At 49.3% G+C, this 19,499-nt stretch carries 21 protein-coding genes; 15 read left to right on the top strand and 6 right to left on the bottom strand.

The genetic code is table 11. The features are described 5' to 3' along the window. Positions 1 to 20: 20 nt before the first annotated feature. Both ACOMG9_RS22435 and ACOMG9_RS22430 read right to left on the bottom strand, forming a co-directional pair. A complete protein-coding gene (locus tag ACOMG9_RS22435) occupies positions 21 to 1,301 on the bottom strand; it encodes a type II toxin-antitoxin system HipA family toxin (RefSeq protein ID WP_448218568.1) in 1,281 nt (426 codons plus the stop codon). After that, positions 1,298 to 1,576 carry a helix-turn-helix domain-containing protein gene (locus ACOMG9_RS22430; protein WP_448218567.1) on the bottom strand — a complete coding sequence of 93 codons (279 nt, stop codon included), beginning with the start codon at positions 1,574 to 1,576 and terminating at the stop codon, positions 1,298 to 1,300. The genes ACOMG9_RS22435 and ACOMG9_RS22430 overlap by 4 nt, the downstream gene beginning before the upstream one ends. Before the next feature lie 230 nt (positions 1,577 to 1,806). Here ACOMG9_RS22430 and ACOMG9_RS22425 point away from each other — a divergent pair, with 230 nt between their 5' ends. From ACOMG9_RS22425 to ACOMG9_RS22400, 6 genes are all read left to right on the top strand, one after another. Continuing rightward, positions 1,807 to 3,138 (top strand): SWIM zinc finger family protein, encoded by a 1,332-nt coding sequence (locus ACOMG9_RS22425; protein WP_494529456.1) that lies wholly within the window; start codon positions 1,807 to 1,809, stop codon positions 3,136 to 3,138. 175 nt (positions 3,139 to 3,313) lie between these two features. Then, complete coding sequence (locus ACOMG9_RS22420; protein ID WP_494530402.1) at positions 3,314 to 3,787, top strand: SNF2 helicase-associated domain-containing protein; 474 nt, start codon at positions 3,314 to 3,316, stop codon at positions 3,785 to 3,787. A gap of 71 nt (positions 3,788 to 3,858) precedes the next feature. Next, positions 3,859 to 4,113: an antitoxin gene (locus tag ACOMG9_RS22415; protein WP_448218565.1), complete on the top strand. Its 255-nt coding sequence runs from the start codon at positions 3,859 to 3,861 to the stop codon at positions 4,111 to 4,113. Next, on the top strand, positions 4,113 to 4,535 hold the full coding sequence (locus ACOMG9_RS22410) for a type II toxin-antitoxin system VapC family toxin (protein WP_448218564.1): 423 nt from the start codon (positions 4,113 to 4,115) through the stop codon (positions 4,533 to 4,535). Before ACOMG9_RS22415 ends, ACOMG9_RS22410 begins: the two co-directional genes overlap by 1 nt. A 65-nt stretch (positions 4,536 to 4,600) precedes the next feature. Then, positions 4,601 to 5,080 (top strand): IS607 family transposase, encoded by a 480-nt coding sequence (locus ACOMG9_RS22405; RefSeq protein ID WP_448218563.1) that lies wholly within the window; start codon positions 4,601 to 4,603, stop codon positions 5,078 to 5,080. Beyond that, a complete protein-coding gene (locus ACOMG9_RS22400; protein WP_448218562.1) occupies positions 5,037 to 5,375 on the top strand; it encodes a hypothetical protein in 339 nt (112 codons plus the stop codon). Before ACOMG9_RS22405 ends, ACOMG9_RS22400 begins: the two co-directional genes overlap by 44 nt. Here ACOMG9_RS22400 and ACOMG9_RS22395 read toward each other — a convergent pair. After that, the gene (locus ACOMG9_RS22395) at positions 5,355 to 6,353 is read right to left on the bottom strand and encodes a serine/threonine protein kinase (protein WP_448218561.1); all 999 of its coding nucleotides are present in this window, start codon (positions 6,351 to 6,353) and stop codon (positions 5,355 to 5,357) included. The genes ACOMG9_RS22400 and ACOMG9_RS22395 overlap by 21 nt on opposite strands. A gap of 152 nt (positions 6,354 to 6,505) precedes the next feature. Here ACOMG9_RS22395 and ACOMG9_RS22390 point away from each other — a divergent pair, with 152 nt between their 5' ends. The 4 genes from ACOMG9_RS22390 to ACOMG9_RS22375 all read left to right on the top strand — a co-directional run bounded on the left by ACOMG9_RS22390 (position 6,506) and on the right by ACOMG9_RS22375 (position 11,107). Beyond that, positions 6,506 to 7,408: a protein kinase domain-containing protein gene (locus ACOMG9_RS22390; RefSeq protein WP_448218560.1), complete on the top strand. Its 903-nt coding sequence runs from the start codon at positions 6,506 to 6,508 to the stop codon at positions 7,406 to 7,408. A gap of 356 nt (positions 7,409 to 7,764) precedes the next feature. Next, positions 7,765 to 8,742: a protein kinase domain-containing protein gene (locus tag ACOMG9_RS22385; RefSeq protein WP_494529455.1), complete on the top strand. Its 978-nt coding sequence runs from the start codon at positions 7,765 to 7,767 to the stop codon at positions 8,740 to 8,742. Positions 8,743 to 8,897: 155 nt separating this feature from the next. Then, positions 8,898 to 9,881, top strand: coding sequence for a protein kinase domain-containing protein (locus ACOMG9_RS22380; RefSeq protein ID WP_448218558.1), 984 nt, complete (start codon positions 8,898 to 8,900; stop codon positions 9,879 to 9,881). 209 nt (positions 9,882 to 10,090) lie between these two features. Next, the gene (locus tag ACOMG9_RS22375) at positions 10,091 to 11,107 is read left to right on the top strand and encodes a serine/threonine protein kinase (RefSeq protein ID WP_448218557.1); all 1,017 of its coding nucleotides are present in this window, start codon (positions 10,091 to 10,093) and stop codon (positions 11,105 to 11,107) included. Positions 11,108 to 11,116: 9 nt separating this feature from the next. Here ACOMG9_RS22375 and ACOMG9_RS22370 read toward each other — a convergent pair whose 3' ends face one another. Continuing rightward, entirely contained in the window at positions 11,117 to 11,809 is a 693-nt protein-coding gene (locus ACOMG9_RS22370; RefSeq protein WP_494529454.1) for a ComFC family protein, read from the bottom strand. A 164-nt stretch (positions 11,810 to 11,973) separates the two neighbouring features. Here ACOMG9_RS22370 and bioB point away from each other — a divergent pair, with 164 nt between their 5' ends. Genes bioB through bioD form a run of 5 tightly spaced genes read left to right on the top strand, consistent with a single transcriptional unit; the run spans position 11,974 to position 16,471 of the window. Then, entirely contained in the window at positions 11,974 to 13,074 is a 1,101-nt protein-coding gene (gene bioB / locus ACOMG9_RS22365; RefSeq protein WP_448218673.1) for a biotin synthase BioB, read from the top strand. Further along, on the top strand, positions 13,074 to 14,249 hold the full coding sequence (gene bioF, locus ACOMG9_RS22360; protein ID WP_448218555.1) for an 8-amino-7-oxononanoate synthase: 1,176 nt from the start codon (positions 13,074 to 13,076) through the stop codon (positions 14,247 to 14,249). The genes bioB and bioF overlap by 1 nt, the downstream gene beginning before the upstream one ends. Continuing rightward, on the top strand, positions 14,246 to 14,992 hold the full coding sequence (locus tag ACOMG9_RS22355) for an alpha/beta fold hydrolase (RefSeq protein WP_422135654.1): 747 nt from the start codon (positions 14,246 to 14,248) through the stop codon (positions 14,990 to 14,992). The genes bioF and ACOMG9_RS22355 overlap by 4 nt, the downstream gene beginning before the upstream one ends. Further along, a complete protein-coding gene (gene bioC / locus ACOMG9_RS22350) occupies positions 14,977 to 15,795 on the top strand; it encodes a malonyl-ACP O-methyltransferase BioC (protein ID WP_448218554.1) in 819 nt (272 codons plus the stop codon). The genes ACOMG9_RS22355 and bioC overlap by 16 nt, the downstream gene beginning before the upstream one ends. After that, positions 15,788 to 16,471 (top strand): dethiobiotin synthase, encoded by a 684-nt coding sequence (gene bioD, locus ACOMG9_RS22345; RefSeq protein WP_448218553.1) that lies wholly within the window; start codon positions 15,788 to 15,790, stop codon positions 16,469 to 16,471. Before bioC ends, bioD begins: the two co-directional genes overlap by 8 nt. Before the next feature lie 22 nt (positions 16,472 to 16,493). On the opposite strand, the gene ACOMG9_RS22340 is transcribed toward bioD, so the two are convergent. Beyond that, the gene (locus ACOMG9_RS22340) at positions 16,494 to 17,630 is read right to left on the bottom strand and encodes an ankyrin repeat domain-containing protein (RefSeq protein ID WP_494529453.1); all 1,137 of its coding nucleotides are present in this window, start codon (positions 17,628 to 17,630) and stop codon (positions 16,494 to 16,496) included. A gap of 151 nt (positions 17,631 to 17,781) precedes the next feature. Then, positions 17,782 to 19,488 (bottom strand): ankyrin repeat domain-containing protein, encoded by a 1,707-nt coding sequence (locus ACOMG9_RS22335; protein WP_448218551.1) that lies wholly within the window; start codon positions 19,486 to 19,488, stop codon positions 17,782 to 17,784. Between the last annotated feature and the right edge of the window lie 11 nt (positions 19,489 to 19,499).

Genomic DNA, 19,499 nt, shown 5'->3' with positions numbered 1-19,499 from the left:
GATCAGATTGGATGCTGGTTTCAACTGAATAAACCTTTATTAGCCCGCCAGGTTTCACGTAACTGTTTACCTATCAGCTTTTGGGTATCCGCCTTGATGTCGAACAATCCGGCCTGATCGCTCCAGCTGTGCACAGACTCAACCACTTGCTCGATCACTCGTCTGGCTTGATTCCAGTTTGCAAAATTTGCCTGGCTGGCCAGTTTCTGTATGACCTCTAGTGGCGGCTGGGAACCGTATCCCATATAGGCTGTCATGTGGTTGTTGTAGGGTGTTGGGCTGAAAGTTACGTCATAAAAAGGTGCCAGTGACCAACGACCATGGTCATCCATTAAAAAAGACCAGTTTTTCGTATGGTCATCCTGATTCATAGCAAACAAGTTGAATATGGCCCTGGCAAATTGCTCCTGTGCCACTGCCGGATTCTGGCACAATATCTGGCTCACTTTCAGCAAATCCTCATAATCCATTGAGGGTTGCCGAAAATCGGCATCCATAAGACCACACAGTGTTTGCATATGAAAATGCCCTTGCTGAGACGGGTGGTCTGAACAATCAAATCGCTTCAATGCCAGCCAGGCTTTTGCACCAGAGTTTCCAGTATCATGAATAAGGTGCCATTGCGGTGTCGTCAATCCAGCTCGTTTTGCCAGAGTTAACCAGAGTGCTTCACACAGGCTTTCTTCATGCCCGAGGGGAAGACTCTTGGCAGTAAATTTTACCAACCAGGGGGTTAGGTGACTTTGTGGCTTAATGCTGACATAGCGGGCATTATCGGAATCAAGCCATACCGATACCTTGGGTCTGGCCCCCCCCGAACCACCAGCCTGAGCCAGGACAGGTAATATATCTTCAGTCTCACCTTCAAAAACCTGTTGAGCCTCCTGTCCCAACAGCGCAATGTCTGATAAGGAGTGATCATTCTCAGTGGCATGATCCATAGCCGGTGTATAACTCAGGCTACCCATCCCTCTCTCACCGATGAATGCCAAACGATCCATCGGGGTTACCTGATGTGGAAGTATGCCCTGTTGTCGGAAGGCTCTATCCATCAACAGCAAGCCCCAGCCATCAGGCAGAGAATCGGCAAAAACTCCCTGTAACCCTTGGTGTGGCTGTCTGGGCCCGCGACTCAAGGTAGCTTCAAAGGGCAAGGTGAAAGGAGACAAACTATGAAAACGACTGAGATAGCTCTCATCATATTGAAAGAAAATACCCTGTTGATTCTGAGCCAACTCACCGACTTTATGCTTTGTCCCGTCACTGAACCTGCGATGTACACTGAGTTTTCGAACCCTCATGTTTTTAATACCTCGCTGATACTAACAGGCATAGACTCGGCTTTTTCTGTCAATGCAACCAGGGCTTCCAGCTGATCAACCGCCTGCCAGAGCAAAATGAACTGCCGCAACGATATTTGCCCGGTTAACTCAAATTTTTTGATCGTTGATGCTGGCACAGAACTCCGCTCTGCCAGACTCTGTCGGGACCATTTTTTTGCCTTTCTTCTGTCCATAACCGCAGTGGCCAGCTGCTGCTGAACATCAGTGGGTGTTAATAATGACAATAAGCTCATAGTGAGTCACATCCATGGAACATGGATACTATTATAGCTATTTTTAGGTAAAATACGAGATTTTGGACATTACTGTATCCAATCAAATTGAAAGAAAACTATCATCAGAATGAGCAACCCATCTACGAACTGAGTTCTTTCCGTTACCTGAGTAAGCAATACCCTGTTAAAAACGCTACAGTAGCCCAGTTACGCAAATAATGAGATGACAAACTAATGGCAACAAACTAATGACAACAAACTACGGTCAAACCTGGTGGGGCGAACAATGGCTGTTAGCCTTTAACGGCATTGATTACAGCAACCGTCTGCCCCGTGGGCGCCGCTATGCCGGTAATGGCTCGGTATCCAACATTGAGCTTAAAGGCACCTCAACTCATGCAGATGTTCGGGGAAGAGAACCAAGGCCCTACAGGGTCAAGGTTCATCTACCGGGTTTTACCACTAACCAGCAACAAAGCATTTTAATGGCCGTCAGCCAGAGTCCGGCCCTGCTCGCTAAGTTACTGAACCGGCAACTCCCCGCTCAGATGCTGACGTTGATGGAAAAACAGAACATCCCCCTGTTTCCCAAACACTGGGATGATATGAAAGCCAGCTGTTCCTGTCCTGACTGGGCAATGCCATGCAAACATATTGCCGCCGTCATCTACCTGATCGCCAATGAGATTGATAAAGACCCGTTTATGGTGTTCAAGCTTCACGGTATGGATTTATCCAAAGCTATTGAAAAACAAACCGGCATGTCCCTGGCGAAGGCCGACACACCGCCACAGGTGATGTCTTTCTGGCAACGCGAGCCAGTGTCTGAAGACTGGCAGTTGCCAAAAGCCCCAACCTTTGAGTTGCTGGATCTGGCCACCATTGAGCCATTGGGTGAGAGGATTCAGGGCATTCTCACACCAAAACCCTTGTTTTATGGCAAAGAATTTAAAACCGTATTGACTGACTTTTACAAACGCAGCGCCCGTTATGTCAGCCAATACGAAAAACAACAGGCGACGGAAAATACGCTGGATATTGCTGACTTCAGCCTGACCCAGCTGGTGATCGACAAGAATGGCTGTTTCCACTCAGCCCGAAGCAAAGATAATGGACAGGCTGTATCGGAACCGAACGAATGGATCAGTCTGCTGGCATCGTTACGCAATATTCACAGCCCTGAACGTAGCCGATATTTTCACAAAGCTCTGCTCTGGCAGTGGCTCTATCGCCTGAGTGTCAAGCTGGTACAGCAACATGCTTCTATTCCGGCCGTCTTTATGCAACAGGATGACCTGACGCTGATACAGTGGCAACCAGCACTGCTCAGTGAACCGGTGAAAAACCAGCTACAGATATTCTACGACGTGTGTCCACCGGATTTCGTGGTATTAGAAACAACGCAGAAAAACCGCAAAAAGCCTCAGCTGCATTATGCAGACAGCCAAACCCAGATCCATCTGGCCATCAACGCCGTCATCAGCTTCTTTATGGAACAGGCCATGGAAGCAGCGCCCGATAAATACTGGGAAGAAGATATCTGTCGTCTGTTTTTTTGCCGGATCACCCTGCCTGTTTAACCAGTTTGAAACGCTGGCTTACCCCAAGGTCATTCGCAACTGGCTGAACCGGCTATCACTGGGAGAGCGGGCGCACCGTCTGCACCTGCTGGTGGAAGAAGTGGATAGCCCGGAAGCAGATGACCAGATAGCTGACCAGCTATCGGTAGATATCAGGGTTGAACAGAAGCAGACCATGTTGACGCTGCCCGAACTGTTTAAAGAGGGTTCATTATCTGAAACCAAAGTAAGCGTGCTGACCGACCTGGCATTACTGGCAGATTATATGCCTGCTATAGAACAGCTTTACCAGACCCAAAAAAAACACCGCCCGCTGCATTACACACTTCAGGCCTTCACACCCATATTCAGGGAAACCCTACCTGCCCTGCAAATGCTGGGTATTCAGCTGGTACTGCCCAAACGACTGCAAAAGCTGGTGTACCCTCAGCTCAGTTTGTCATTGTCAAAAAGTGACAGTGATAATGCCGTCAGTTATATGAACCTTGACCAGCTTTTGCAGTTTAACTGGCAAGTGGCTTTGGGCGACCAGCGCATTGAGGTCAATGAGTTTAACCAGTTGCTTCAGGGCGCCGACGGTCTGGTTAAAATGCTGGATCAATACGTCATGCTGGATGACAGCAAATTGCACTTGATAAGCAGGGGTTAGTAAAAATAAGTGTGATATATTTTGATATATCACACTTATTAATATAAATTTATAAAACTTGGAATGATCGCATGGAGCTGGGTATGAGACACACCGCCAAATTATTTATGAATGGTCGAAGCCAGGCCGTTCGGTTGCCCGCTATCTACCGGTTCGATTGCGATGAGGTATATATTCGGCGTGATCCTGAAACGGGTGATCTGGTCATTTCCAAAAAGCCTGGAAGCTGGGCGAGCTTTTTTAAAATGTTGGACAATATAAACGTTCCTGATGATTTTATGAAGGAGCGCGATAATGAAGCACCGCAGGAACGGGATCTCTTTTAATGCCTGAAGCAACTCGTTATATGCTGGATACCAATACGGTCAGCTACATCATCAAAGGTAAATCTGCACAAATACGCGAGCACTTGCTGAGTGTTCCCATGGTCAATGTATGCCTGTCTGCTATTACTGAAGCTGAGCTGCTACAGGGTCTGGCAAAAAAGCCAGAGGCCACACAACTTGCCGTTGCGGTAAATGAGTTTTTGCTCAGGGTTGAGATTTTACCTTGGGATTCCAAGGCTGCCAAAGCTTATTCTGAACTTCGTACAGCTTGCGAGAATGAGGGCAAGTCCTTGGGTAACATGGATATGCTGATTGCCGCCCATTCCAAGGCAGAAGCAAGTGTATTGGTGACAAATGATAAGGCGTTTTACAGGATTGGCCATTTATTGTTACTTGAAGACTGGACCCTGACAGTCAAATAAAATTGCAACAATCGCAAAATCAATTACGTTAGACACAAGATAAATCATTAAAAGGTGAATTTATCTTGTGGGTTTCAGCTACAAAGCTCGCCAAGATTGAAGGCCTGACCAGCGAAACTATAAGGCGCAAGATCGAAAGCGGTCACTACGAAAAAGTGAAGCAAACCAGTGGTGGTCACTTCCGCATATTCATTAACCAGCAAAGGAAGATATGCTATGCAAGAGTGAGTTCTGGAAAGCAAAAATCCAGCATTGACACGCAAAAGCGTATCTTACTCAAAGAGCACCCTGATGCAGAATTTATCAGCGACATTGCCAGTGCTTTCAACTTTAAGCGAAAAGGACTGCAAACCATTCTGGAATCACCGGTGTGCGGAAATCCAACCCATATTGTGGTTGCCACAAAAAATCGCCTTGCCCGATCAGGATTTGAACTTATCAAGTGGCTTGTTGAATTATCGGGAGGACAAATCGAAGTTTTGGATGACCCGGATAACGCCTGTGAGCCATTCGACACCCAAGAGCTTATCGGTTTCATTACCTGATTCTGCAATAGCCACTACGGGAAGCGATCTGCTAAAAGACGCAAAGATAGTAGCGTCAAAAAAGATCAGGTTTTACCCAGAGAATGAGCAAGCCTATCACGATGCCCTGATGCTCTATCGGAGGTCGTACAACCTTGCTGTTGAGCGTTTCCGCAATGATGACTATAAAGATGCCAGCGGAAAATTCATCAACATGCGACCCGCCATTAAAGCTCAAGTGGAGCAGGAGCAAATGCAAATGAAACCTTGTTTTCCGGACACAATAATCAACAACTCACCTATTCCCGTAAACTGAAAGCACGGGTTCATCCAGATTAGCCATCTGTTCCCTCAGCTCCAGAATATGTTCTGACCAGTAACGCTCGGTATTGAACCAGGTAAATGCCATGGGAAAGGCCGGGTCCGTCCAGCGTTTGGCCAGCCAGCCGGAATAGTTGATCAGCCTCAGGGTTCGGAAGTATTCCACCAGATTGAGTTCTATGGGGTCAAACTCGTGAAATTCCTCATAACCTTCCAAAAGCTCTGCCAGTTGAATGGTCTGGCTGGCCCGGTCACCGCTCAGAAACATCCATAAGTCCTGAATAGCGGGTGCCATGCAGGTGTCGTCGAAATCGACAAAGTGAGGGTTATCATCTCGCCAGAGAATATTGCCGACATGAGCATCGCCATGCACCCGAATCATTTTCGGGTGGTATTGGGCTTCGATTCGCGCAAGACGATCCAGAATGTCGCGGGTCAGGGTTTCATAAGCTTCTCTGAGGGTGGTGGGAATAAAATCATGATCCAGCAGCCAGGTGACATTGTCGATGCCGTATCTTTGCAGATTAATGGCCGGACGATGCTGGAAAGGTGCCGCTGAGCCCAGTTTATGTAACCTTCCCATGCAACGACCCAGCACCAGCAGATGATCCAGGTTATCCAGTTCCGGTGGATAGCCTCCCATGCGTTTGAACAGGGCAAACCGGAAGCCCTCAAATTCATGTAAGGTTTCCTGATTCTCGTTCCGAAGAGGGGCCACAATCGGAAATTCCATGCCCTGCAGTTCCAGCGAGAAGGCGTGTTCTTCCAGAATCTGCTCCCGGCTCCAGCGCTCCGGGCGATAAAACTTGGCAATAATCGGCAAGCCATCTTCAATCCCAACCTGGTAAACACGGTTTTCGTAGCTGTTCAGAGCCAGATTTCTGGCGTCACACAGGTATCCCTGGCTTTCCACTGCGTCCATCACCCGATCAGGCGTCAGTCGCTCATAAGGGTGTTGGATATCTGAACTCATAGAAGGCTCCCATCATCGTTTGCTGCTGAAGTTTACTACGAAACTCGTCTCGGCAGTGTCAGGTTTACTGACCTTTTTGTCAGTTTCTCAGAAAACTATTTCTATTTTTGGTGAGTCTAAAAGTTATTCATGATCATTTGAGGAAAGCGGAAATGGATGTTCAAAGCGCTTATTTTCCCGGCAACAGGTTAGCGACTGATCAGGGTCGTTCCCGGAATCCCTGTGACATCATTGTATCGGCTGTTTATTACGTACTGGGTAAGCTCAGGCTGATTAACGTGCCTGAGGAGATGGTGGCCTCCAAAGTCGTCTATAAGAATGAATACTTCTCGGTGACCTCAGAGCTCTGGGAGTCCCCTGTGGGTCAAAATATCTACATGAGAAAGTGTGTTGTGCTAAGAGGGGCTGAACGGCGTCTCAGGATTGAAAAGGAGCTTCTCAGAGCGGCTCAGGGTCCGAATATTGTCAGGCTCATTGAAACAGAGGACGACACTATACTGATGCCCTTCGCAGGCATGTCACTTGAGGAGATTTTGCATTTTAATAATAGAAGGATGCCTCTGCCTATCTTTGAGACCTTTGCCCGACAGTTAATGAAGGGTGTTGCTCACCTGCATGATGCAGGGATCTGGCATCTGGATTTGAAACCAGAAAATCTGGTAGTCGATGATCAGGACAATCTCTCCATCATTGATTTTGGTCTGTCTCAGTATGCGGGTCCGATTGAAAGGTCAGAAGTAAGTACAGAAGGCTATAAACCTCCTGAAATGTTTTATAAGGGACCTGAGGTTATTTCCAGTAAAACCGATATTTTTTCAGCAGGAGTTTCTCTCTTCAAAATGTTGATGAATAAAAAGCTTTTTCCAGAGGACTTCGATAAGAGCGTAATGGTGAGGCAAGACGTTTATTATGAGTACCTGAATGAGCAATTAAAAGAGGTAGAGTCCATTGACGTAAGCCTTGGCGTATTACTCAGGTTGATGCTGGCCTGGTATCCACAGCATCGGCCTGATGCAAAGAAGATACTGGGCTACTTCATGAGATCCAGACCCTAAGTACCTGGCCAGTTGGTTTCGCATATTCTGGCGAGTGGATTTTTTCATCCATCAAGGCGCAACGACGGGCGCGTAGCCATAGCTACGCAACCAGAGTTGGAACGCAGAAGGATGGAAAAAGCCGCCGTCCAGAATATGCGAAACCAACTGGTTAGGTACTTAACATCAATAATGAGCCTTCCAGTCGGTAAAGCGCCTGAAGACGCAGTCCTGATCCAATAAGCCGTTGGAGCTTACTCCGAAACTCACCTCAAAAGAGTTAGCTTTACTGACCTTTCTGTTAGTCCTTCAGGAAACTTTTTTAATTGTTGGTGACTCTTAAACCTGAATCAATATCAATAAGGACAAAACAAACAATGAATGCTCGCCTCCCTGCTATTACTGGCAATGGTTCACAGACAATAGTTGCCCAAGGTGCTTCTTCTAGCGGCAATAGTTCACCGACTGATCAAGCTTGTCTCAGGAATCCCTGTAACATGGTTTCATCAGCTTATCACTCAGTGCTGGGAAGGCTCAGGCGGACTCATGTGAATGAGCATGTGAATGGGCTAATGCTGGAATCAAAAGCAATCTACAACAAAGACTACTTCATTGTGAGGCAAGAGACCTGGGAGTTCCCTGAGGGCAGAAAAATCTACGCGAGAAAGTGTCATAAGAACAGAGAGGCTGAAAAGAAGCTCAGAAGAGAAAAGAAGATGCTCAGGGCTGCTCAGGGTCCGTGTCCGTATATTGTGTCGTTTATTGAAACGAAGGACAAAAATCTGTTAATGCCCTACGCAGGCAAAACACTTCACGATATTTTGAAACGGGATCCAGGTCGAGGGCTACCAATTCACGAGTTTAGGCACTGTGTCAAGCAACTAATCCAGGGTGTTGCTCATCTACACCGTTTGGGGATCTGGCATTTGGATTTGAAACCCCTCAATCTGTTAATGGATGACAATGACAAACTCACCATTATTGATTTCGGTTATTCTCAGCATGCTGGTCGAGCTAGACGGGATTACCTGTGCACAGAGGGCTATAAACCTCCTGAAATGTTTTATCGGGGACCCAAGACCATTTCTGAGAAGACCGATATTTTCTCAGCGGGGGCTGTTTTTTTCGAGTTGTTGATGAATAAGCAACTTTTTGATCAGGTTCATTCTTTCTTTGAACCAAGCGTGAGATTTATGATGAACAAAGACTCCTATTACGAGTACCTGGACGATCGACTCAAAGGAGTTGAGGCCATTGATAAAGGCTATGCGGAATTAATAAGGTCAATGCTGGCCTGGAATCCAGAGCACCGGCCTTGTGCTCAATATGTGCTGACTTATTGCATGAACTCTTGACGAGAGAGGTTAAAGACCCAGCGGGGGTCAGGTGTCCTCGCCAGACACTCGCCTCAAAAGGGTTAGTTTTACTGACCTTTCCGTTACTCCTTCATAAAACTTTTTTTACTTTCGGTGTCTCTAAAGCTTGCATCAATCAGGAAAAAGACAAAAAAATGAATATAAGAATGGTTGCTCATATCCCTACTCTTACTGAAAGTGGGTCGCCAACAATAGTCGTTCAAAGTTCTGCTTCTAACGGTAATAGTTCACCGACTGATCAAGGTTGTCTCAGAAATCCATGTAACATCGCTTCATCGGCTTATCACTTCGTGTTGGGCAGGTTCAGGCGGACTCATGTGAATGAACATGTGAATGGTCGAATGCTGGACTCAAAATTACTCTGTTATAGTGGGTGCTTCGTTCTGAAGCAGGAGACCTGGGAGCTCCCTGAGGGTAGAAAAATCTACGCGAGAAAGTGTCTTAACAACAGAGCAGGTAAAAAGCTTCTCATAAATGAAAAGAAGATGCTCAGGGCTGCTCAGGGTCCGAATATTGTGCCGTTTATTAAAACGAAAGACAAAAGTCTATTGATGCCCTTCGCAGGTGAACCACTTATCTGTATTTTGGCTCGGGATCGGGGTCGAGGGCTACCACGACCCAAGTTTGAGAGCTATGCCCAACAACTCATGCAGGGTGTAGCTCACTTACATCATTCAGGGATCTGGCATTTGGATTTGAAACTCGCCAATGTCTTAGTGGATGAGAGCGACGAAGATAAACTCACCATTATTGATTTCGGTCTGTCTCAGCGTGCTGGTCGTGCTAAAAATAAGGATCCGGGCACAATGGGTTATAAATCTCCTGAAATGATTTGTTGGGGACACAAGGCCCTTTCTGCGAAAACCGATATTTTTGCAGCAGGGGTTATTCTTTTTGAGTTGTTGACGAATTACAGACTCTTTCCTCACTCTATTAATTTCCTTAACAAGGGATATGTGGCGAAAGAAGACTCATATTACGAGTACCTGAATAGACGACTGCAACTATTGGAGGATATTGATAATCACCATGCGCAATTAATAAGGTCAATGCTGGTCTGGAATCCAAAGGACCGGCCTGATGCCGATGAGGTGCTGGGTGATCTCTTGAGATACTGACTGTGACATCAAGAATGAGCCTTCCAGTCGGTAAAATGTCTGAAAATAGAATCCTGACCCAATAGGCTGATCATTGTTAGCTACTGTTGTTTACTCCGAAACTCGCCTCAAAAGGGTTAGCTTTACTGACCTTTCCGTTACTCCTTCATAAAACTTTTTCTACTTTCGGTGACTCTAAAGCTTGTATCAATCAGTAAAAGGACAAAAAAATGAATATAAGAATGGACGCTCATATCCCTACTCTTACTGAAGGTGGGTCGCCAACAGTAGTCGTTCAAAGTTCTGTTTCTAACGACAATAGTTCACCGACTGATCAAAGTTGTCTCAGGAATCCCTGTAACATCGCTTCATCGGCTTATCACTACGTGTTGGGCAGGTTCAGGCGGGTTAGTGTGAACGAGCAAATGCCGGGCTCAACAATAACTAATCTGAATGGGCAAATGCTGCGCACATCTTATGAGTATGATAACGGATACTTCTTTGTGAGGCGTGAGGTCTGGTGCTTCCCTGAGGGTGATAAAATCCTCATGAGGAAGTGCAGCCATGAGAGCAAATTGGCTAAAAATTATCTCAAACATGAAAAGAAGATGCTCAGAGCTGCTCAGGGTCCGAATATTGTGCCGCTCATTGAAACGAAGGGCACAAACATATTGATGCCCTACGCTGGCGAAACACTTCGCAATATTTTGGATCGGGATTCGAGCCGAGGGCTACCACTGCCCAGGTTTGAGAACTATGCCCGGCAACTAATGCAGGGTGTTGCACACTTGCATCATTCAGGGATCTGGCATTTGGATTTGAAAACCGCCAATGTGGTAGTGGATGAGGATAACGATGACAAACTCTCCATCATTGATTTCGGTGTGTCTCAGCGTGCTGGTCCGGCCAGGCAGGAGGTACTCTGCGCAGAAGGCCATAAACCTCCTGAAATGTTTCATCGGGGACCCAAGACCCTTTCCTGGAAAACCGATATTTTTTCAGCGGGGGTTATTCTTTTCAGGTTGTTAACGAATGACAGACCCTTTCCTGGTGTCCTTTCTATCTGTAGACCGACCTGTGGAGTGATGATGGAGAAAGACAGATATAACGAGTCTCTGGACGATCAAATGAAAAAGGTGGAGGCTATTGATGAACGCTATGGGAAATTAATAAGGTCAATGCTGGCCTGGAATCCGGAGGATCGGCCTGATGCAGGCGAAGTTCTGGGTTTTCTCATGGGATCTTGAAAAGAGAGGTTAAAGATCCTGGCGGTAGTCAGGTGTTCTCGCCAGACACCAGATATCGACACGTTCCACGCCCTGCTTTTTCAGAAGTCGGGCGATTTCCGTGACTGTTTCTCCGGTCGTGACAACATCGTCCACTATAGCGAGGTATTGATAGTTTGACTTGTCCGTCATGGAGAAAGCATTCCTGATATTGCTCCTGCGTTTTGAAGCCTTCAGACCCTGTTGGGGAATTGTGTGCTTCTGTCGTTTGATTAGATGGGCTTCCAATTTTATTTTCTGATAGGGCTGAAGGTTTTTAACCAGTTGCCTTGCCAGCAGCAGTGCCTGATCGAAGCCTCTTGTCCGTAGACGTTTATTGTGCAGCGGAACCGGCAGTATTGCCTGAGGCCACTCCCGGCCATCGTAGTGGTGGATCAGATTTCGAGTCAATTGATCGGCTACAGGTGGAAGGTAGATCAGTTGCTGATGGTATTTGATCTGTTTGAGAAGATGGTCAACGGGAAACTCGTAATTAAAGGCAGAATAACAGGTGTCGAATACCGGTTTCTTCTGGAGACAACGGGCGCAGAGTTCCAAAGCATTAAGTGGAACAGGAATGCCACAAGACTGACAGTGTTTTTCTGCAACAGGCAGTGACTTCATGCAAAGGCCGCAAACGGGCTGATTCATCGGCGTATCGGCCCGGCACAGCAAACAGCTCATGGAAATGAACTGTTTAAGATTTAACCACTTGTAAATATTGTTACGTTTTAACAATTGACGCATAGTTTCAATTAATTATCATCGATCCTGTTTTTGATCTTGATTTCTGATATTTGGTCTGACTTACAACAGAGAGCTTCTTCCCGGAAGAATCAGTGAAAAACATGACTAACCTTGCAAGCCTCAAGGACTCAGGTCCCAGCACACTTCGCCACGACTGGACACATGACGAAGTCGAAGCCCTGTTTCAAATGCCGTTCAATGATCTGATCTTCCAGGCTCAGCTGGCCCACAGAGAACATTTTGATCCCAACCGGGTGCAGGTTAGTACACTACTGTCCATCAAGACAGGTGCCTGCCCGGAAGACTGTAAATATTGTCCCCAGAGTGGTCACTACAACACCGGACTGAACAAGGAAAAGTTGATGGCAGTGCGCAAGGTTCTGGAAGAAGCTCGCCGCGCCAAAGCTTCCGGGGCGACCCGCTTCTGCATGGGGGCTGCCTGGAAAAACCCACCTGAGAAGGACATGCCCTACATTCTGGAAATGGTGAAAGGAGTCAAGGAAATGGGTCTGGAGACCTGTATGACCCTGGGTATGTTAGATGACGATCAGGCTGCACAGCTGGCCCGGGCTGGTCTGGATTATTACAACCACAATCTGGACACCTCACCAGAGTTTTACGGCAGCATCATCACCACTCGCACTTACTCAGATCGTCTTAATACCCTTGCCCATGTGCGTGATGCGGGAATGAATATCTGCAGTGGTGGTATCGTCGGTCTGGGTGAAACAGAAAGAGACCGTGCCGGTATGTTGATCCAGCTGGCCAACCTGCCCAAACATCCGGAGAGTGTGCCCGTGAACATGTTGGTTCGCGTCGAAGGTACGCCTCTGGCGGATGTCGAAGCCGTCGACGGTATTGATTTTGTTCGTACCATCGCAGTTGCCAAGATCATGATGCCTGCTTCCTGTGTGCGCCTGTCTGCCGGTCGTGAAAACATGAGTGATGAGCTGCAGGCTCTGGCTTTTCTGGCAGGCGCCAACTCAATCTTCCTGGGTGACAAACTGCTCACGACGGCTAATCCCAAAGAGAGCCAGGACCGACAACTCTTCGACAAACTGGGTATCAACAGAAGTGACGCCAACGGACTGGAAGAGCAGACGCTGGAGGCCATATGCCCTCTGCGCGGGCAGGACTCTTTATTTAATAATGAGTTGAATAATGAACAGTATTACGACGCCATGGGTCAGCAGGCTTCCTGATGGCTTTTGACCTTGAGAAGGACCTTCAGGCCCGGCGGACCCGGGGCCTTTACCGGACAAGGAAAACGCTTGAGGTCCCTCAGGGGGCAGAAGTGGTAGTCGATGGCAAGCCCTATCTGGCTTTCTGCAATAACGATTATCTGGGTCTGGCTAATCATCCGGGCATCCGTGCTGCCATGGTTCGAGCCACTTCTGAGTACGGTACCGGCGGCGGCGCTTCCCATTTGGTCATTGGCCATAGTCGTGCCCATCATCAGCTGGAAGAAGAGCTGGCAGAGTTCACCGGTCGTGAGCGGGTTTTGCTGTTTTCCAATGGCTACATGGCGAATCTGGGGGTCATCACTGCCTTGCTGGGTAAAGAGGATGCGGTTTTTCAGGATCGTCTGAATCATGCTTCTCTGCTGGATGCCGGTTTGTTATCCGGGGCAAGGTTTCAGCGATATCTCCACAAAGATCTGGCAAACCTGGAGACCCGGCTGAACCGCACCGATGGGCGGCGCAAGCTGATTGTTACTGACGGCGTTTTCAGTATGGACGGTGATCTGGCTCCTCTGAAAGCCTTATCAGAACTTGCCCATCGACAGGGTGCCTGGTTGATGGTGGATGATGCCCATGGCTTCGGTGTTCTGGGTAACAACGGCGGCGGAGTTGCTGAACATTGTTCTCTGGGTCAGAGAGACTTGCCGGTCCTGGTAGGAACTTTGGGTAAAGCGTTTGGTACGGCAGGCGCTTTCGTTGCAGGGAGCGAAGCCCTGATAGAAACTCTGATCCAGTTTGCCCGAACCTACATCTACACCACGTCAATGCCTCCAGCCATTGCAGAGGCAACGAGAGTGAGTCTTGGAATTCTGAAGGAAGAAAGCTGGAGACGAGAGCACCTGGACAAGCTGGTTCAATACTTCAGAAAAGAGTGCCAGCAGATGGGGCTGAAACTGATGGACTCGCACTCTCCGATTCAGCCTGTTATTGTCGGGTCTGCAGATACCGCTGTAGCCATGAGTGACGCTCTGGCAGCACAGGGTATCCTGGTGACGGCCATTCGACCCCCTACGGTTCCTGAAGGAACTTCAAGGTTACGCATTACCTTCAGTGCAGCTCACAAACAACAACATGTAGAACAGCTACTGCATGCACTGGAAAGAACAGTACGCCCATCACAGGAGGAAGTAGCGTGAGTTTACCCATTGTTCTGGTTAGTGGATGGGCGATGCCTGCAGCTGTCATGGAGCCTCTGGCGAGTGCTTTGGACGGCGATGGTCGAGTGTCTGTGGTGCAGCTGCCGGGCCTGGTCCGGGAGCGCAGAAAATATGACTGGAAGCAACTGCTGGACTACCTCGACATGCATTTGCTGGACCCTCCCGTCATCCTGGTTGGCTGGTCCTTAGGAGGCACTTTGGCTTCTATCTACGCCAGTCAGAATCCAGACAAGGTAGCCGGTCTGGTGACACTGGGCTGTAATCCCTGCTTTGTCAGAAACAAGGACTGGTCAGAAGCAATGCTGCCACAGACCTTTGAAAGTTTTTATGCCGGAATGCAAGAAGATTCTGCGGCCACCGTTGACCAGTTTTCCCTGCTCTGCTGCATGGGTAATGGCAATCGAAAAGAGGTCGCCAGACATTTGCAAAACGCGATTCGCCGGGACGCTGACCTGGAAGCAACCATTCTTCTGCAATTGCTGAAATTGCTGGGTACCAGTGACGTTCGTTCACAGCTGGCTGATATCCGTTGTCCGGTATTGCATTGTTTTGGCAAGGATGATGCGCTGGTGCCCATTGATACCGGCAAGAGAATCGAACAGGACTACCCGGGTCACAAAGTTCTGATGATGGAAGGCGGTCATTGCTTTTTCCTGGACCAGGGCTCTGGTGCCATCAGACAGGTAGCGGATCAGGTTAATCGCCTATGCAACCGAAGCTGAAAGCGGCTGATTGTGGGGCAGAAGCCCGCATCAACAAACAACGTGTTGCTGCCAATTTCAGTCGTGCTGCCACCACTTATGACTCCGCTGCAGTGCTTCAGAAGCGTGTAGCAGCCAGAGCCATGATGGGGCTGCCAACGGATATTTGTCCTGAGTATGTATTGGATCTTGGTTCAGGTACGGGCAGCCAGACTGGGTTACTCTCCGGACATTTCCCCGATTCCCATGTAACCGGTTTGGATCTGGCCATGGGCATGCTCAAGTTTGCCCGGTTGCAGTGCGACTCAGCTTCCTGGTGTTCAGGTGATATTGAGTCACTGCCGTTTAAGTCAGAAAGCTTTGACCTGGTGTTCTCCAACCTGGCCATTCAATGGTGCTCATTTGAGACGGTGCTGAAGGAAATCTATCGGGTACTCCAACCGGGTGGGGTCTTTGTTTTCTCCAGCCTGGCCAGTGGCACTATGGTGGAGTTGCAAGAAGCCTGGCGACAGGTCGACAGTCATGTCCATATCAACGGCTTTGACAGTTTTGAAAAGCAAAGGCTGTGGTTGCTTGAATCAGGCTTCAGGCAGCAATCTTTTAAGCAGCAGACTGAGACGCTTTACTACCCCGAGCTGTTTCAGATGTTGAGAGAATTAAAAGCATTGGGGGTCAATACCGTGCATGGTCGGCCATCCGGTTTGGTAACCCGGAGGCGATTGACCCAACTGCAGGAAGCCTACGAGTCTTTTCGGGCGGACGCCGGTTTACCCCTCTCCTATCAGGTGTTGTACGGAATTTTAAGAAAACCAGCCCATGCCTAGAACGTTTTTTGTCACCGGCACCGATACGGATGCCGGGAAGACTTTTGTCACCTGTGCAATGTTGCAGGCTGCCCATGAGCAAGGATTTAAAACACTGGCCCTGAAACCGGTGGCTGCGGGCTCCGATGAGACTTCAGACGGTCCAAGAAATGCTGATGCTCTGAACCTGATGAGTGCCATGAATGTCAAGTTGAGTTATCCACAGGTTAATCCGGTTCTTTTTGAAGCACCCATTGCCCCTCATATTGCGGCACAGGAAGAAGGTCGGCGAATCACTGTCGATCGTCTGACCGGCTTTTGCCGTGGAGCCTTGATGACCCGCCATGATCTTTCCTTCATTGAAGGCGCGGGCGGCTGGCGAGTCCCTCTGAACGACCGGGAAATGCTGGCCGATCTTGCCAAGGCGATGAACCTCCCGGTGATTCTGGTAGTAGGAATGAAGCTCGGATGTATCAGTCATTCCCTGCTGACGGTCGAATCCATTTTGCAAAGTGGTTGTCAGCTGGTGGGTTGGGTGGCCAATCAGGTGGATCCTGACATGAGCCGCTTTCAGGAAAATGTTGAAGCTCTCAAGCAGTCAATTCATGCGCCCTGCCTTGGCGTTGTTCCCTGGTGTTTTGAAGATCAGCCGGGTGACGCGGTAGCCAGTCTTGATCTCTCTCCTTTAACTGTCTGATCTTTTGTGAACTACTTTTTTCCTACCTTGCCCCGGCGTTGATCAGGAGTCTCGCGCAGTCAGCATTGCCCATCCCGGTTGCGATGGCGAGAAGAGTGGTGCCATCCGACAAGACGGCGTGGAGGTCAGCCCCGGCGTTGATAAGGAGTTCCACGCAGTCGGTGTTATCTTCTTGTACAGCCATGAGCAACGGGGAGGCACCATCCTCGATCCAGACGGCATTGAGATCGGCCCCGGCGTTGATCAGGAGTTTCACGCAGTCGATGTGATTTTCTTGTGTAGCGATGAACAGTGGGCTGGCGCCATCCTCAGCCCGGGCGTTGATATCCGCCCCGGCGTTGATCAGGAGTTCCACGCAGTCGGTATTGCCCTTCTGGGCTGCGATGAATAGTGGGGAGGCATCATTCTCGATCCAGACGGCATTGAGATCGGCCCCGGCGTTGATCAGGAGTTTCACGCAGTCAATGTGATTTTCTTGTGTAGCGATGAACAGCGGGCTGGTGCCATCTTTGATCCGGACGGCGTTGATATCAGCCCCGGCGTTGATCAGGAGTTTCAGACAGTCGGTGTTATTTTCTTGTGCAGCGATGAACAGCGGGCTGGTGCCATCCTTAGTCCGGGCGTTGAGATCAGCTCCAGCCTTGATCAGGAGTTTCACGCAGTCGGTGTTATTTTTCAGGGCAGCGAAGTGCAGTGGGGTGGCATCCTCCTCATTCCGAGCGGTGTCGACGTCCGCTCCGGCGTTGATCAGGCGTTCGACGATAGCCTTGTGCCCCCGGTAGGATGCGATCATCAGGGCAGTGTAACCTTCATGTGTAGCGGCATTGACATTGATTCCTTCTGCCAGTGACTTTTCCACCTGATCCAAATCCCCATCATAACAGGCATCATAAAACGCCTGATCGGGGAAAAATGTATCCGGGTGAGATTCACCGGTGTTCAGATTCACCACAGGCATCGGGTCCTGCCGACACATTGCACAGCGTCGTGAGCCGATGGGCTGATCAACAAAACACCTCGAAATACAGTCCAGATCGAAGCGGTGACCACAACATTGGGTTTTGACGACCACGGGTGCTTCACTTCGGTCATGGAAGTAAGCCAGACAAATAGGACAGTGATCAGCCTTCACTGTCGAGAGGGCAGCGAGCAATGTCATCCACGAGAAGAACATCTGTGTTGGTCAATAACTAGCACCGGTTAGATACAAAAGAGCAGGATAGTCCATTTATATGGCTAACAAAGTTTGCTGTGGCTAAATAATCACGCATTGCAAAACTCAAGAAGATGGGTACACCTGAGAACCCTGTTTACTGGGCAAGATCACATTTTTCTTTTGTTTCTTTCACCGCCCCTTTTCCCTTCATTGCCCCGGCGATGGTCAGCAGGTTCACGCAGTCGGTATTGCTTATCTCGGTCGCGATGGACAGCGGGGTGGTGCCATCCGACAAGGCGGCGTTGAGATCGGCCCCGGCCCTGATCAGGAGTTCTACGCAGTCGGTGTTATTTTCTTGAGCAGCGATCAACAGTGGGGTGGCGCCACTCTCAGTCCGGGGGTTGAGATCCGCCCCGGCGTGGATCAGGAGTTTCACGCAGTCGATATTGCCGCGCAGGGCAGCGATCAACAGCGCGGCGGCGCCATGCTTGGTCTGGGCGTTGAGATCTGCCCCAGCGTGGATCAGGAGTTCCACGCAGTCAATGTGATTTTCTTGTGCAGCCATGAACAGTGGAGTGGTGCCATTCTTAGTCTGGGCGTTAAGATCCGCCCCGGCGTTGATCAGGAGTTTCAGGCAGTCGATGTGATTTTCTTGTGCAGCGATGAACAGTGGGGTTGCGCCACTCTTAGTCCGGGCGTTGAGATCCGCCCCGGCGTTGATCAGGCGTTTCACAAACTCGGTATTGCCCTGATGGGCTGCGATTAACAGCGAGGTCGCACCATCCTCAGTCCTCCGGGCGTCAAGATCGGCCCCGGTGTTGATCAGGAGTTCTACGCAGTCGGTATTACCCTTCAGGACTGCGGTAAGTAGTGGGGTGATGCCTTTCCTGGACCGGGCGTTGATATCTGCCCCGGCGTTGATGAGGAGTTTCACGCAGTCGATGTTATTACGCAGGGTGGCGATGTACAGCGGGGTAGCGCCATCCCTGGGCCTGACAGCGTTGAGATCCACTCTGGCATTGATCAGTATTTTAATGCAGTCGGTGTTATTTTCTTGTGCAGCCATGAACAGCGGGGTGGCACCATCTTTGATCGGGACGGCGTTGATATCAGCCCCGGCGTTGATCAGGAGTTTCAAGCAGTCGGTGTTATTTTCTTGTGCAGCCATGAACAGCGGGCTGGTGCCATCTTTGATCCGGACGGCGTTGATATCAGCCCCGGCGTTGATCAGGAGTTTCAGACAGTCGGTGTTATTTTCTTGTGCAGCGATGAACAGCGGGCTGGTGCCATCCTTAGTCCGGGCGTTGAGATCAGCTCCAGCCTTGATCAGGAGTTTCACGCAGTCGGTGTTATTTTTCAGGGCAGCGAAGTGCAGTGGGGTGGCATCATCCTCATTCCGAGCGGTGTCGACGTCCGCTCCGGCGTTGATCAGACGTTCGACGACGTCCGTGTGCTCCCTGATGGATGCGATCATCAAGGCAGTGTAACCACCATGCGCAGGGGCATTGACATTGACCCCTTCTGCCAGTGACTTTTCCACCTGATCCAAATCCCCATCATAACAGGCATCATAAAATGCCTGATCGGGGAAAAATGTATCCGGGTGAGATTCACCAGTGTTCAGATTCACCACAGGCATCGGGTCCTGCCGACACATAGCGCACCGACGTGAGCCGATGGGCTGATCAACAAAACACCTTGAAATACAGTCCAGATCGAAGCGGTGACCACAACATTGGGTTTTGACGACCACAGGGGGCAGACTTCGGCCATGAAAGCAAGCCAAACAAATAGGACATTGATCGGCCTTCAGTGTCCATGGGGAGAGTAAAGAGAGCAATGCGATCCGTAAAAAGAACATCTGTGTTGGTC

The sequence above is a fragment of the Endozoicomonas sp. PH6C genome, from assembly GCF_059322965.1.
The sequence above is the reverse complement of the archived record's forward strand: the minus strand, read 5'-3'. Positions and strand labels throughout refer to the sequence as shown.